15 protein-coding genes are annotated in these 12,708 nt (G+C 74.7%); 6 read left to right on the top strand and 9 right to left on the bottom strand.

Annotated elements, in window-relative coordinates; translation table 11 throughout:
- Window positions 1-71: 71 nt before the first annotated feature.
- Both ACFPL3_RS21345 and ACFPL3_RS21340 read left to right on the top strand, forming a co-directional pair.
- A complete protein-coding gene (locus ACFPL3_RS21345; protein ID WP_379589580.1) occupies window positions 72-932 on the top strand; it encodes a LysR family transcriptional regulator in 861 nt (286 codons plus the stop codon).
- Window positions 929-1,822 carry a serine hydrolase gene (locus tag ACFPL3_RS21340; protein ID WP_379589579.1) on the top strand — a complete coding sequence of 298 codons (894 nt, stop codon included), beginning with the start codon at window positions 929-931 and terminating at the stop codon, window positions 1,820-1,822. The genes ACFPL3_RS21345 and ACFPL3_RS21340 overlap by 4 nt, the downstream gene beginning before the upstream one ends.
- An 83-nt stretch (window positions 1,823-1,905) precedes the next feature.
- Here ACFPL3_RS21340 and ACFPL3_RS21335 read toward each other — a convergent pair whose 3' ends face one another.
- Window positions 1,906-2,796, bottom strand: a complete 891-nt coding sequence (locus tag ACFPL3_RS21335) for a Vgb family protein (RefSeq protein ID WP_343946736.1) — start codon at window positions 2,794-2,796, stop codon at window positions 1,906-1,908.
- A gap of 46 nt (window positions 2,797-2,842) precedes the next feature.
- Here ACFPL3_RS21335 and ACFPL3_RS21330 point away from each other — a divergent pair, with 46 nt between their 5' ends.
- Window positions 2,843-3,460 carry a TetR/AcrR family transcriptional regulator gene (locus tag ACFPL3_RS21330; RefSeq protein WP_379589578.1) on the top strand — a complete coding sequence of 206 codons (618 nt, stop codon included), beginning with the start codon at window positions 2,843-2,845 and terminating at the stop codon, window positions 3,458-3,460.
- Here ACFPL3_RS21330 and ACFPL3_RS21325 read toward each other — a convergent pair.
- The 3 genes from ACFPL3_RS21325 to ACFPL3_RS21315 are packed head-to-tail and all read right to left on the bottom strand — an operon-like array spanning window position 3,435 to window position 5,765.
- Entirely contained in the window at window positions 3,435-3,791 is a 357-nt protein-coding gene (locus ACFPL3_RS21325; protein WP_343947188.1) for an ArsR/SmtB family transcription factor, read from the bottom strand. The genes ACFPL3_RS21330 and ACFPL3_RS21325 overlap by 26 nt on opposite strands.
- 38 nt (window positions 3,792-3,829) lie before the next feature.
- Window positions 3,830-4,471: a response regulator transcription factor gene (locus ACFPL3_RS21320; protein WP_343947186.1), complete on the bottom strand. Its 642-nt coding sequence runs from the start codon at window positions 4,469-4,471 to the stop codon at window positions 3,830-3,832.
- Between the two features lie 7 nt (window positions 4,472-4,478).
- Window positions 4,479-5,765: a sensor histidine kinase gene (locus ACFPL3_RS21315; protein ID WP_343947185.1), complete on the bottom strand. Its 1,287-nt coding sequence runs from the start codon at window positions 5,763-5,765 to the stop codon at window positions 4,479-4,481.
- A gap of 203 nt (window positions 5,766-5,968) precedes the next feature.
- Here ACFPL3_RS21315 and ACFPL3_RS21310 point away from each other — a divergent pair, with 203 nt between their 5' ends.
- Window positions 5,969-7,126 (top strand): acyl-CoA dehydrogenase family protein, encoded by a 1,158-nt coding sequence (locus ACFPL3_RS21310; protein WP_343947184.1) that lies wholly within the window; start codon window positions 5,969-5,971, stop codon window positions 7,124-7,126.
- Between the two features lie 122 nt (window positions 7,127-7,248).
- On the opposite strand, the gene ACFPL3_RS21305 is transcribed toward ACFPL3_RS21310, so the two are convergent.
- From ACFPL3_RS21305 to ACFPL3_RS21285, 5 genes are all read right to left on the bottom strand, one after another.
- A complete protein-coding gene (locus tag ACFPL3_RS21305; protein WP_343947183.1) occupies window positions 7,249-7,647 on the bottom strand; it encodes a cytochrome c oxidase subunit 4 in 399 nt (132 codons plus the stop codon).
- An 8-nt stretch (window positions 7,648-7,655) separates the two neighbouring features.
- On the bottom strand, window positions 7,656-8,588 hold the full coding sequence (ctaC, locus tag ACFPL3_RS21300) for an aa3-type cytochrome oxidase subunit II (RefSeq protein ID WP_343947182.1): 933 nt from the start codon (window positions 8,586-8,588) through the stop codon (window positions 7,656-7,658).
- A gap of 222 nt (window positions 8,589-8,810) precedes the next feature.
- Entirely contained in the window at window positions 8,811-9,731 is a 921-nt protein-coding gene (locus ACFPL3_RS21295; RefSeq protein ID WP_343947189.1) for a carbohydrate kinase family protein, read from the bottom strand.
- Window positions 9,732-9,852: 121 nt separating this feature from the next.
- A complete protein-coding gene (locus tag ACFPL3_RS21290; RefSeq protein WP_343947181.1) occupies window positions 9,853-10,215 on the bottom strand; it encodes a HesB/IscA family protein in 363 nt (120 codons plus the stop codon).
- Window positions 10,216-10,327: 112 nt separating this feature from the next.
- Window positions 10,328-11,449 carry a glycerate kinase family protein gene (locus ACFPL3_RS21285; RefSeq protein ID WP_379589577.1) on the bottom strand — a complete coding sequence of 374 codons (1,122 nt, stop codon included), beginning with the start codon at window positions 11,447-11,449 and terminating at the stop codon, window positions 10,328-10,330.
- 33 nt (window positions 11,450-11,482) lie between these two features.
- Here ACFPL3_RS21285 and ACFPL3_RS21280 point away from each other — a divergent pair, with 33 nt between their 5' ends.
- Window positions 11,483-12,127 carry a DUF3043 domain-containing protein gene (locus ACFPL3_RS21280; protein ID WP_379589576.1) on the top strand — a complete coding sequence of 215 codons (645 nt, stop codon included), beginning with the start codon at window positions 11,483-11,485 and terminating at the stop codon, window positions 12,125-12,127.
- Between the two features lie 11 nt (window positions 12,128-12,138).
- Window positions 12,139-12,654, top strand: a complete 516-nt coding sequence (locus ACFPL3_RS21275; RefSeq protein ID WP_343947178.1) for a bifunctional adenosylcobinamide kinase/adenosylcobinamide-phosphate guanylyltransferase — start codon at window positions 12,139-12,141, stop codon at window positions 12,652-12,654.
- Window positions 12,655-12,708: the final 54 nt, after the last annotated feature.

Raw genomic sequence — 12,708 nt, 5'->3', positions numbered from 1 at the left:
CGCGATACCGCAAATATGACGACACGCCGGGTCCGATATCGATCCGCTATGGCTCCTGCTACGGTCCGCCGGTGGACCTCCTGCGGCACCTCGAGTTCTTCGTCGCGGTCGCCGAGGAGGGGCACTTCGGGCACGCGGCAGCCCGGCTCGGGATCGCGCAGCCGCCGCTGTCGCAGGGGTTGCAGCGGCTGGAGCGCTCCCTCGGCGTGGTCCTGGTCGACCGCGGATCGCGCGGGGCCCGGCTCAACGCCGCGGGCCGCGACCTGCTCCCCCGCGCCCGCGCGCTGCTGCAGGACGCCGAGGATCTGCGTCGCGCGGCGAGCGCGCACGCGGCGGCCCCGGTCCGGATCGGCGCCGTGCCCCAACTCCCGGTCCGGACGATCGCGGCGATCGCCACCGCCTGCGCCGACCCACCCGACGTCGTCACGGCCTCGTCCACCGAGCTGCTGGACGCGCTCACGGCCGGTCGGCTCGACCTCGCCGTGGTCGTGCATCCCGCGCTCCTGGGGAGCCTGCGCAGCGGCCCCGTCCACCGGCTCGCCACCGCGCTGCTGCTGCCCTCCGGCCACCCGGCGGCGGCCACGCCGGGCCCGGTGGCCCTGCGGTCGCTGCGCGGGCTCGCGCTCGCCACAGCCCCGCGGGCCCACGGCCCCGCCGCGCACGACCTCCTGCTCGACACCCTCGAGCAACGCGGGCTGGTGGCGGCCACCGTCACCGCACCGGACGACCGCTCCGCGCTCCTGCACGTCGCCACGGGGCGGGCGTTCGCCCTCACCGCCGACCCGGACCTGGGCGCGCCCGGCGTCGTCCGCCGCGAGGTGGCGGGCGAGCCCCTCCCGTTGCGCCTGCGCACGGCGTGGCGCGGCGCGGGCCCCGACCCGGCCGTCCGCGACGCCGTGCTCGGCGCGCTCGACCGGGAGCCGCCGCCGTGACCGGGCCCGCGCAGGCCATCCGCCGCGCGTTCGCCGACGCGGGCGTGCAGGGCGTGCTGCACGCGATGCCGCTGGGCTGCCCGGCACGGGAGGTCGAGGTCGACCCGGACGAGCCGGTGGTGATGGCCTCGGTCTACAAGCTGCCGTTGCTCGTGGCGTTCTGCCGCCTCGTGGACGCGGGTGAGCTCGACCCGCGCGAGCGGCTCACCGTCGACCCGGCGGAGCGCACCACGGGGCCCACGGGGTTGTCGATCATGCGAGACCCCGTGACGATGTCGTGGCGCGACCTCGCCTGCTCCATGATCGCCGTCTCCGACAACGCCGCCGCCGACGTCGTACTGCGCCGCGTCGGGCTCGACCGCGTGAACGCGGCCCTCGACGATCTCGGGCTCGAGCGCACGCGGGTGCACGGCGGCACCGCGGACGTGTTCCGCAGCCTGGTGGCCGACACCGCCGCCCCCGACACGGCCGCCGCCTTCCGCGCGCTGACCAGCAACGACGCCGCGGTCGCCGTCCGCGCCTACGACGCCGTGCTCGCCAGCGCCACCACAGCGCGCGAGATGACCCGGCTGCTCGACGCGGTCTGGTCCGACCGCGCGGCCTCGCCCGACCAGTGCCGGTTCGCCCGCGAGCTGCTCGGCGCGCAGGCCTGGCAGCACCGGATGCGCTCGGGATTCCCCCCGGTCGGGGTCCGCGTGGCGGGCAAGACCGGCACGCTCGCCGCCGTCCGCAACGAGGTCGGCGTCGTGCAGTTCGACGGGGAACGGCCCGTCGCCGTGGCCGTGTTCACGCAAGCGGCCCGGGCGGAGGAGGTGCTCCCGCGCGCCGACGCGGTGATCGGCCAGGCCGCCCGCCTCGCCGTCGCGGACCTCCGCTCGGGCCGCCTGTGAGCGGGCGGATCAGCGCTCGCAGCTCACGGTGATCGTGAGGGTCCTCGATCCCCCCGGAAATCAGAACGTCGCGGAGGTGTTGATCATCGACCGGCGCGGGGCTGTGCGTCCGGGCGGAACGCGGCCAGCTGCCCGATCTCCAACGCCACGAGCACCGTGCCGGCGGGGCCGACGGCCACCCCGTGCGGCTCCGATCCCGCGCCGAGGTCGTGTACGGCGGTGACGGCGCCGCGCTCGTCGAGGTGGGCGAGGGCGTGGGCCGCCCACAGCGTGACCCAGCAGCCACCGGCGCCGTCCGGGGCCACCGCGTGCGGGCGCGCGGCGCGGTCCGGCAGGTCGAACTCCTGCACCTCGCCGCCGGGGACGAGCCGGCCGACCCGGCCCGCGCCGATCTCGGCGAACCAGAGCGCGCGCCCGTCGCTCGCGATCCCGACCGGCCCGCAGTCCGGGTCGGGCAGCGGGCGGACGGTGACCGCGCCCGCGGCGTCGACGCGCCCGAGGGCGGCCCGCCGGTTCAGCGTGAACCACATCGCGCCGTCCGGGCCCGCCGTGATCATCGCGGGCATCCCGTTCCCGTCGGGCACCGGCGTGAGCGCCACGGAGCCGTCCGGGTCGAGGCGCCCGACGGCGTCGGCACCGATCGCGGTGAACCAGACCGCGCCGTCGGGCGCCACCACGATCCCGTAGGGGCTGCCGCTCGCCGGCACGCTCGTGCGGGCGCCGACGGCGGGATCGATGCGGTCGATGCGGTCGTCGCCGCCGCGGGTGAACCACACGGCCCCGTCCGGCGCGAGCGCCACCAGCGACGGCCGGGACGCGGCGTTGCCCAGGTCGTGCAGTTCCGCGGGCCCGCCCGGCGGGATGCGGGCGATCCGACCGGAGTGCACGAGCGTCACCCACGCGACGCCCGCGGCATCGACGGCGACCGCGTACGGCCCGGCGCCGGGTTCGTCGACCGGAATGCGAGTGAGCACCACACCTCCCTGGACGCGACACTTGTCGCACTAGGAGAATACGGCCGTGGCGATCACGCGCCGGCCCGGGGGCCGCACCGCACGCACCCGCGCCGCCGTGCTGGCCGCGGTGGAGGCGGAACTGCTCGACCACGGGTTCGACGGCCTCTCCGTCGACGCCGTGGCGGAACGCTCCGGCGTGCACCGGGCCACCGTCTACCGCCGGTGGCGCGACGTGGGCGGCCTGCTCGCCGACGCCCTGGCCGCGGGCCGCGAGGACGACTGGACGCCACCCGACCGGGGAAGCCTGGCCGCGGACCTCACCGCGTTGAACCAGGACGTCGTCCGGCACCTCACCGCCGAACGCTCGCTCGCCAGGGCCCTGATCGTGGCCTCGCACCGCTCACCGGCGGCGGCGCACGCCCTGCACGAGTTCCTCGACGACCGGTACCGGCGCTCGGAGGTGGTGGTGGACCGGGCCGTGTCCCGCGGCGAGGTGCCCGCCGGCACGGACGCCCGCCGGCTGCTGGTGGCGGCCACGGCACCGCTCTACCACGAGCTGCTCCTGCTGGGCGGCGCCGTGGACGACGCCCTCGCCGCGCGGTGGGCCGCCGACGCCGCGCGCGCCGCCGCCGCGGGCGTCTGGGCCGACGAGCGCGTCACGGGTGGTCCGGCCGCCCGCTGACCCGGTGGCCGGCGCTCTCGAACGCCTCCGCCACGAGCCGGCGCACGTGCGCGCCGCTCGCGCGGTAGAGCACGCGCCGCCCCTCCCGGCGCGCGACGACGAGCCCGGCCAGGCGCAGCTTCGCCAGGTGCTGGGACACCGCGGGACGTGCGGCGCCGACCAGGCCGGTCACCGTGGTGACGTCGTGCTCACCACCGCACAGCACCCAGAGCACGCGCAGCCGGGTCGGGTCGCCGAGCAGGCGGAACGCCGATGCCGCGGCCTCGACGCGGTCGGCCGACGGCACCTCCTGCCAGTACTCGGCTCCTGGCCCGTCCTCGCGTGCGCACATGAGCACCCATCGTGGCACACCATCGGAGGTGGAGGCCGTCAGACGCCCAGCCAGGTCAGCACCGCCATCACCCGGCGGTGGTCGTCGCCCGAGGGGGGCAGGCCGAGCTTGGTGAAGATCGACGAGATGTGCTTCTCGACGGCCCCCTGGCTGATCACGAGGGTGCGGCCGATGGCCGTGTTCGTGCGCCCCTCCGCGATGAGGCCCATGACCTCCCGCTCGCGCGGGGACAGCTCCGCGAGCGGGTCGCGGCGGCGACGGTGGGCGAACAGCGCCGAGACCACCTCGGGGTCGAGCACGGTGCCGCCGTCGGCCACCCGCTGCAGCGCGTCGGACAGGTCGGCGAGCTTCGAGACCCGGTCCTTCAGCAGGTAGCCGACCCCGCCACCCGCCGCGAACAGGTCCGAGGCGTATGACTCCTCGACGTACTGCGACAGCACCAGGATCGCCGTGCCGGGCACGGTGCGGCGCACCTCCAGCGCGGCGCGCAGGCCCTCGTCGGTGAAGCTCGGGGGCATCCGGACGTCCACCACGGCGACGTCGGGGCGGTGCTCCTGCACGGCCGCGACCAGGCCGTCCCCGTCGCCGACGGCGGCCACCACATTGGCCCCCGCCTCGTCGAGGAGGCGGACGAGCCCCTCCCGCAACAGCAGTGAATCCTCCGCCAACACGACCTTCACCGCTCGATCATCCACCCACCCCGTGCAGCGGGATCTCGGCGGTCAGCACGGTGGGTCCACCGGGCGGGCTCACCACGTCCAGCGCGCCCTCCACGGTGGCCAGCCGGTCGGCGAGCCCGGCGAGGCCGTGGCCCTTGCCGAGGTGCGCCCCGCCGCGCCCGTCGTCGCGGACCTGCACGAGCACCCGGCCTGCGTCGGCGGAGACGACCACCGTGCACAACGTGGCCTGCGCGTGCTTCGCGACGTTCGTGAGCGCCTCCGTCGCCACGAAGTACGCGGTGTTCTCCACGGCGGCGGCGAGCCGCTGCCCCGGCGGCAGCGCGACGTCGAGCGAGACCTCCACCGGGCAGCGGGCCGCGGCGGCGGCGAGGGCGGGCCCGAGGCCGCGGTCGGCGAGGATCGGCGGGGCGATGCCGCGGGAGAGGGCGCGCAGCTCGTCGAGGGCCTCCCGGCTCTGCTCGAGCGCCTCCGCCACCAGCGGCCGCGCCTTCTCCGGGTTGTCGTCGAGCCGGCGGGCGACGGCCTCCAGGTCCATGTTCAGCCGCACGAGGCGCTGCTGCGGGCCGTCGTGGATGTCGCGCTCGAGCCGGCGCAGGGTCTGCGCCTCGGCCTGGACTGCGGCGCGCCTGCTCGACTCGAGCTGGGCCGCGCGGGCGCGCAGGGCCGCGGTCTGGTTGGTGAGCAGGCCCCGGGCCAGCCCGGCCCGCGTGGCCACCAGTCCGCGGACGACCAGCGGGGCCGTGGTCAGCATGATCACGCCGAGCACGGTGTTGAGCGCGATCTCCCCCAGGCGGAAGTTGTAGCCGAAGATCAGCCAGAACAGCCCGCCGTTCTCGGGGAGGGCCCACTGCCAGGTGACGTAGAGCACCGACCCGAGCCCGCCGACCGTCCAGACCACGGCGATGACGAACATCGCGACCCGCACCGGGAACCCGATCACGCCGTGCAGCAGGTCACGCCACGACTGCGGGTCGGCGATCATGCGGAACAGCCGCCCGATCCCGCGGCCCCGCGCCTCCCGGTAGTGGTGCGGCGGCAGCGGGCGGCCGGTGGCCCACTCCGCGCCCCGCCGCTCGACGCGCGCGAGCCCGCGCGAGGCGCGCAGCGTGCCGGCGAGGATCGGCAGCCCGAGCCAGACCACCATCGTGCCGACGCCCGCCGCGAAGCCCACGACCGCGATCACGAACGCGACGATGGCCAGCGGCAGACCACCGAGCAGGTAGCCGTAACCCCGCCAGAACCGCTGGGACGCGGTCAGCGCTCCGGGCGCCGGGGCAGGCGCGTAGTCGGTCATGCCGCGTACTCTCGTCCCCCCTCGCGACGCCCCCCAGCCGGTGCGCCTCCCCGCTCAGGGTAGGGCGCGCCCCACCCCGCCCCGCACAGGCTGATCATGATCGTCGTCGACAACGTGGTGCGCGGCGGCCGGTACGACGGCTTCCTCGTCGCGCTCGTGCGCTGACGGGACGCCGTGCCCGTACCGGCGGTAGCGTCCCGACCATGGACCCCGCCGACCTCGCTGATGTGCTGTCCGCCGTGCGCGATTTCGTCCGCAAGGAGGTCGTGCCGATCGAGGAGCAGATCGACGCCGAGGACGCGATCCCGGAGCACGTGATCTCCACCTGCAAGGAGATGGGGCTCTACGGGTTCGCGATCCCGGAGGAGTACGGCGGCCTCGGCATGACCCTCACCGAGGAGGCGCAGCTCGCGTTCGAGCTGGGCTGGACCACCCCCGCCCTGCGGTCGCTCTTCGGCACGAACAACGGCATCGCGGGGCAGGTGCTGCTGGTCGGGGGCACCGAGGAGCAGCGGCGCAGCTGGCTGCCGCGGCTGGCGTCCGGCGAGGTGACGGCCTCGTTCGGGCTCACCGAGGCCGACGCGGGGTCGGACCCGGCGGGCCTGGCCACCACCGCGCGCCGCGACGGCTCCGACTGGGTGCTCAACGGGTCGAAGCGCTACATCACCAACGCCCCCGTGGCCGACGTGATCATGGTGTTCGCCCGGTCCAACCCGGACGCGGTGGGCAACCGGGGCATCTCCACGTTCCTCGTGCCCACCGACACCCCGGGGCTCAGCATCGGGCCGAAGGACCACAAGATGGGCCAGTTCGGCGCCTGGACCGCCGACGTCCACCTCGACGACGTGCGCGTGCCCGCGGAGGCCCTGGTCGGTGGCGCCGACGGCGTGGACCGCGGCTTCCAGACCGCCGCCCGGTGCCTCGCGCACGGCCGCGCCCACATCGCGGCCCTGTGCGTCGGGATGGCGGCGCGGCTGGTGCACGAGTCGGTGGAGTTCGCGCGCAGCCGCGAGCAGGGCGGGCGGCCGATCGCCTCGTTCCAGCTGGTGCAGGGCCTGATCGCCGACTCCGTCACCGACCACATGGCAGGCCGTGCCCTCGTGCTCGACGTCGCGCGCGCCTACGACGAGGGCACCGACAAGGTGCGCGGACCCTCGGTGGCCAAGTACTTCGCCAGCGAGATGGTGGGCCGGGTGGCCGACCGGGCCGTCCAGGTGCACGGCGGCGCGGGGTACATCCGCGGCGTCGCGGTCGAGCGGTTCTACCGCGACGCGCGCCTGTTCCGGATCTACGAGGGCACCAGCCAGATCCAGCAGGTGATCATCGCCCGCCAGACGCTGGGGGACGCGGCCCGCGGCTGACGCGCACAGCTACACCACGGCACACACCCAGTCGGGACGGCACACGCGTCCGGGCATGTGTGCCGTCCCGACTGGCCGTGAGCAGCGTTTCCGCGGAACCCGCGCACCCGGCGGGACGGAGCTCAGTGCTCCGCGGGGCGGATGTGGTACTCGAAGACCAGACCGCCGACGGCGATCAGCAGCAGCACGCCGCCGATCACCAGCAGCCACACGTGCCAGAAGGCGAGTGCGATGCCGCAGAGTGCGGCGCAGGCGGCCACCCCGATGGGCCAGTAGCTGCCCGGGGAGAAGAAGCCGACCTCGCCCGCGCCGTCGGAGACCTCGGCCTCCGGGTTGTCCTCCGGCCGCTCCTCGAGCCGCCGGGAGATGAACCGGAAGTACGTGCCGATGATCAGCGAGAGGCCGCCGGTGAGGAACAGCGCCGCGATGCCGACGGGCTCCTGGGCGAGCACGGTGTAGACGATCGCCGCGAGGAAGAAGAACGCGGTGACGATCTCGAAGATTCGGGATTCGACCTTCATGGCGTGCCTCAGCTCCCCGCGGTGACCGGCTGCGACGCGCTGCGGAGCGTGCGGTCGGTGTTGAAGGGGTAGGTGGTGTACGCCTCGGGCGTGCACAGCTCGCCGCAGCCGAGCTGCTGCAGCGCCTCACCCGCCGTGTACGGGGCGCCGGTGGCCGGGTTGGTCTGCTGGCGCAGCGCGAGCCACTGGTCGAACAGCGCCGGCGAGAGCGCCCTGACCTCGAAGTTCATCATGGCGTGGTAGGTGCCGCAGAGCTCGGCGCAGCGGCCGACGAAGGCACCCTCGCGGTCGATCGAGTCGATCTGCCAGACGTTGTCCTGGTCGTTGACCTCGGGCAGCGGGAAGACGTCGCGCTTGAACAGGAACTCGGGCACGAAGAAGCTGTGGATCACGTCGTTGGACCGCTGGGAGAACTCGATCCGCCGCTCCGTGGGGAGCACCAGCAGCGGGATGGTTTCGCTGGTGCCCAGCGTGCTCACCGGCTGCCCGTCGGGCGTGGGGGCGTCGGGGTACTCGAACTCCCAGTTCCACTGGAACGCCGTGACGTCCACCCGCAGGTCCGGGTCGGCCACGTCGGTGTCGACGTAGTTCTGCACGTTCACGGTGAACGCGAACAGCACCGCGACGATGATCGTGGGGATCACCGTGAAGGTGACCTCGAGGGGCAGGTTGTACTGCGTCTGGCGCGGCAGGCTCTCGTCGCCCTTGCGCTTGCGGTGGAAGGCCACCGCCCAGAACATCGCACCCCAGGTGACCGCCCCGACGACGAGCGCCGCGATCGCGGACCACGTCCACAGCTGGCGCATCGACTCGGCCTGCGGGGTGACGCCCACCGGCCACCCGAACCGCAGGACCTCCTCCACCGAACACCCGGTGGTGAGCGGGACGACCAGCAGGACCAGCCCGGCCAGCTGGACCGCGCGCCGCCGCGGGCCCTGCAATCTCGACGGGGGCCTCGTCGAGGATCGGTCTCCCCCGCGCTGTGCTCGGCCCACTGCTCGCCGCCCTCCTGAACCGTAGCTGCCCGATCCTGCGTGCCGGGCCTGATTTCGACCTCGCGTAGAGACTAGCCGAGCAGGTCGCCGGGAACCGGCCCGGGTCGGGCACGGACGCGTGCCGCGTCGATCACGGCTCCGGCCCCGCCTGCGGCGGTTTCCCGGCCGTCAGGCCGGGAGCACCCGCTCGATCTCCGTGGGCGCGTCGGGGCCGTAGGCCTCGCCCAGGCGGGTGAGCGCCGTGGCGCGGTCCCAGGTCCACTCCTGCGGGCCGTCGGTCTCCAGGACCTGCACCGCGATGAGCGAGCCGAGCTGTGCCGCGCGCTCCAGGGACAGGCCGCCGGACACCGCCGCGAGGAAGCCGGCGCGGAACGCGTCGCCGACGCCGGTGGGGTCGACCTTGCCGGTCTCGGGCACGACACCGATCTTCAGCGTCTGCGGGCCGTGGATCTCCACGCCGTTCTCGCCGTGGGTGGTGATCCTGATCTCCACCTCGTCGGCGACCTGCGCCTCGGTCCAGCCGGTCTTCTTGAGCAGGAGCTCCCACTCGTAGTCGTTGGTGAGCAGGTAGCGGGCGCCCGAGACGAGCCGGCGGATCTCCGGGCCCTCCATGCGGGCGAGCTGCTGGGACGGGTCGGCCGCGAACGGAATGCCCAGCTCGCGGGACTCGTCGGTGTGGCGCAGCATCGCCTCGGGGTCGTTGGCGCCCACCAGCACGAGCTCGATCCGCTCGCGCAGCGGGGCCAGCGAGATCTCCCGCGAGCGCGCCATGGCGCCGGTGTAGAACGACGCGATCTGGCGCATGTCGTCATCGGTGGTGCAGACGAAACGGCCCGTGTTGACGTCCGGGCAGACCAGCACGGCGGAGCAGTCGACGCCGTTGGCCTCGAGGCGGGCCCGGTACTCGCCGAAGTCGGCCCCGACCGCACCGACCAGCAGGGGCGAGCGGCCGAGCACGCCGAGCGCGTAGGCGATGTTGCCCGCCACGCCACCGGGACGGATCACCATGTCGTCGACCAGGAAGCTGAGCGACAGCCGGTCGAGCTGGTCCAGCACGAGCTGGTCGGCGAACCGACCCGGGAAATGCATCAGCTGGTCGGTGGCGATGGACCCGGTCACGGCGATAGGCACGGGCAGTCACCCTACAGACGCGCGGACCCCGGCCGAGAGGTCCCGGCCGGGGTCCGACGACGAGGAAGCCGCGATCAGCTCAGTTGAACGAGTCGCCGCAGGCGCAGGAGCCGCCCGCGTTCGGGTTGTCGATCGTGAAGCCCTGCTTCTCGATGCTGTCGACGAAGTCGATGACCGCACCCTGCAGGTACGGGGCCGACATCCGGTCGACGCCGACCTTCAGCCCCTGGAAGTCGCGGAACAGGTCGCCGTCGAGCTCGCGGTCGTCGAAGAACAGCTGGTAGCGCAGGCCGGCGCAGCCACCCGGCTGGACGGCGATGCGCAGGTGCATGTCGTCGCGGCCCTCCTGGTCGAGCAGCGCCTTGGCCTTGAGCGCGGCGGCGTCGGTGAGCTCGACGCCGTGCGTCTCGGTCTCGACGGCGGTGGTGTTGTCGACAGTCATGACTCTCCCCAACAGCTTGCGGCGCTTTCCTGTTCCCAGCGTACCTCCGGTACCCCCGCTCGCCCGGGCACCTGCGGCAGGGTGATGCGCGCCACCCGCGATCGCGTTCCGCTCAGTCCTTGCTCCACTGGCGCGCGACGTGCTCGGCGAGCGCGGCGAGGGTGCCTGCGGGATCGGCCATCGAGGCCTCGACGCCGCCCGCGTGCTCGGCCACCCCGTAGGCGGAGTCGACGCCCACCGCGGCGGCCTCGCGCCGCCCCACCGACACCTGCCCGGCGAGCACGATGCACGGAAGGCCCCGGTCGGCCGCCCCGCGAGCGACGGCGGTGATCAGCTTGCCGCGCAGCGACTGCCAGTCGAAGCTGCCCTCGCCGGTGATGGCCAGCTGGGCCTTGTCGAGCTCGGCGTCCAGCCCGACGAGCTCGCGCACCAGGCCCGCGCCGGACACCCGCCGCGCCCCGCACGCGAGCAGCGCGGCACCCAGACCACCGGCGGCCCCGGCCCCGGGCTCGTCGCGCACGTCCGCGCCGAACGCGGCGGCGAGGGCATCGGCGAACCGCGCGAGCGCGGCGTCCAGCGCGGCGACAGCGGCGTCGTCGGCGCCCTTCTGCGGGCCGAACACGGCGGCAGCCCCGTGCTGCCCGAGCAGCGGGTTGTCGACGTCGGCGGCCGCCACGAGCCGGGTGCCGCCGAGATCGACCGCTCCCTCGAGGCGCGCGCAGCGGGCGAGCGCGGCACCGCCCTGCGGCAGCGGCGTGCCCTCGGCGTCGACCGGCACCGCACCCAGCGCCGCGAGCATCCCGGCACCGCCGTCGGTGGTGGCCGAGCCACCCAGCCCGATCACGACCTCCGCCACCCCGGCGTCGCGGGCGTCGGCCACCAGCTCGCCCACCCCGTACGAGGTGAGCGACCGCGCCACCTCGGGCACCCGCCGCTCCCGCGGCACGAAGTGCAGCCCGCACGCGGCGGCCGACTCCAGGTAGGCGGTGTCGGCGATCCGCAGCCAGCGGGCGGGCACGGGGTCGCCGAACGGGCCCGTGACCTCGCGTTCGTGCCACTCGCCCCCCAGCGCGGCGTGCAGCACCTCGACGAACCCGGTGCCACCGTCGGCCAGCGGGAGGAGCCGCAGTTCGTCACCGGGGGCGGTGCGACGCCATCCCGTCGCGATCGCCTCGGCTGCCGCCGTGGCGCTCAGTGTGCCGCCGAAGGAATCAGGTGCCACGACCACTCGCATGGCGGGCACGGTATCGCCCGTAAGGTGTGGTGTGTGAGGTTCCTGCGCCGTTCCACGCCGTCGAAGGTCGGCGCCGACACGTCCGAGACGGCGCCGGCGCCCACCGAGTCCGAGCAGCAGTCCGACCCGAGGCGCACCGCCGGCAAGGGCCGCCCCACCCCGAAGCGGCGCGAGGCCGAGGGCCGTCGCCGCGGGCCGGCCGCACCGCCGCCGCGCACGCAGCGCGAGGCGGCCCGCCTGGCCAGGGCCAACCGCCCGAGCCGCGACGAGCGGCGCCGCCTCGCCGAGGAGCGCAGGCAGCGGATGGCCGAGGGCGACGAGCGCTACCTCATGCCGCGCGACCGCGGGCCGGTCAAGGCCTACATCCGCGACGTGGTCGACTCGCGCCCGCACATCATGGGCCTGTTCATGCCGCTCGCCATCGTCGTGGTGCTCTCGCTGCTGGTGCCGGTGCTCGCCGCGCAGCAGTACCTGAGCCTGTTCAGCCTCGTCGCGCTCACCACGATGATCATCGAGGGGATCTTCCTGGGCGCCTCCGTCACCCGGAAGGCGCGCGAGAAGTTCCCCGACGAGCAGATCGGCGCCCTGTCCACCGGCTGGTACGCCTTCACGCGGGCCAGCCAGCTGCGCAGGCTGCGCATCCCGAAGCCGCGGGTCGAGCGGGGCGCGAACCCCTGAGCCGCACCCTGGTGCTGGGAGGCACCCGCTCGGGCAAGTCGCGGTTCGCCGAGGACCTGCTGCCCGCGGACGAGCCCGTCCGCTACCTCGCCACGGCCCGGCGCCGCGCGGACGACGACGAGTGGTCGGCCCGCATCGACGCCCACCGCGCCCGCAGGTCCCCGTCGTGGACCACGCTGGAGGACAGCGACGTCGCGGCCGTCGTGCGCGCGGGCGGCGGGCCCCTGCTCGTCGACGACCTCGCCACCTGGCTCACCGGCGTGCTGGACGACGCCGGGGCCTGGGAGGCGCCCACCGTCCCGCCGCAGGTCGGCACGGCGGTCGAGGAGCTGGTGTCCGCCGTGGCGGCGGCGCCCGGCCGGGTCGTGCTGGTGTCGGCGGAGGTGGGCCTGGGCGTCGTGCCGCCCACGCGGGCGGGCCGGCTCTTCCGCGACGAGCTCGGCGCCCTCAACGCCGCCCTCGCCGCCGTGTGCGACGAGGTGACGCTGCTGGTCGCGGGGCTTCCCCTGCCCCTCAAGCGCCCCTGAGGCCCCACGCGCCACCCCGTTGGTGACCGGCGCCGGGCGCCGCTGTAGGAACTC

This window comes from Pseudonocardia zijingensis (genome assembly GCF_042657305.1).
Lineage (GTDB): Bacteria > Actinomycetota > Actinomycetes > Mycobacteriales > Pseudonocardiaceae > Pseudonocardia > Pseudonocardia zijingensis.
Note: the sequence above shows the minus strand (reverse complement) of the source record. Positions and strands in the feature narration are given on the sequence as shown.

Excerpts from the sequence above, each read along its gene's own strand:
- ACFPL3_RS21325 (WP_343947188.1), bottom strand. The coding sequence starts at position 3,791 with ATGTGCGCACGCGAGGACGGGCCAGGAGCCGAGTACTGGCAGGAGGTG.
- ACFPL3_RS21315 (WP_343947185.1), bottom strand. The coding sequence starts at position 5,765 with ATGACCGACTACGCGCCTGCCCCGGCGCCCGGAGCGCTGACCGCGTCC.
- ACFPL3_RS21310 (WP_343947184.1), top strand. The coding sequence starts at position 5,969 with ATGGACCCCGCCGACCTCGCTGATGTGCTGTCCGCCGTGCGCGATTTC.
- ACFPL3_RS21305 (WP_343947183.1), bottom strand. The coding sequence starts at position 7,647 with ATGAAGGTCGAATCCCGAATCTTCGAGATCGTCACCGCGTTCTTCTTC.
- ACFPL3_RS21295 (WP_343947189.1), bottom strand. The coding sequence starts at position 9,731 with ATGCATTTCCCGGGTCGGTTCGCCGACCAGCTCGTGCTGGACCAGCTC.
- ACFPL3_RS21290 (WP_343947181.1), bottom strand. The coding sequence starts at position 10,215 with ATGACTGTCGACAACACCACCGCCGTCGAGACCGAGACGCACGGCGTC.
- ACFPL3_RS21285 (WP_379589577.1), bottom strand. The coding sequence starts at position 11,449 with ATGCGAGTGGTCGTGGCACCTGATTCCTTCGGCGGCACACTGAGCGCC.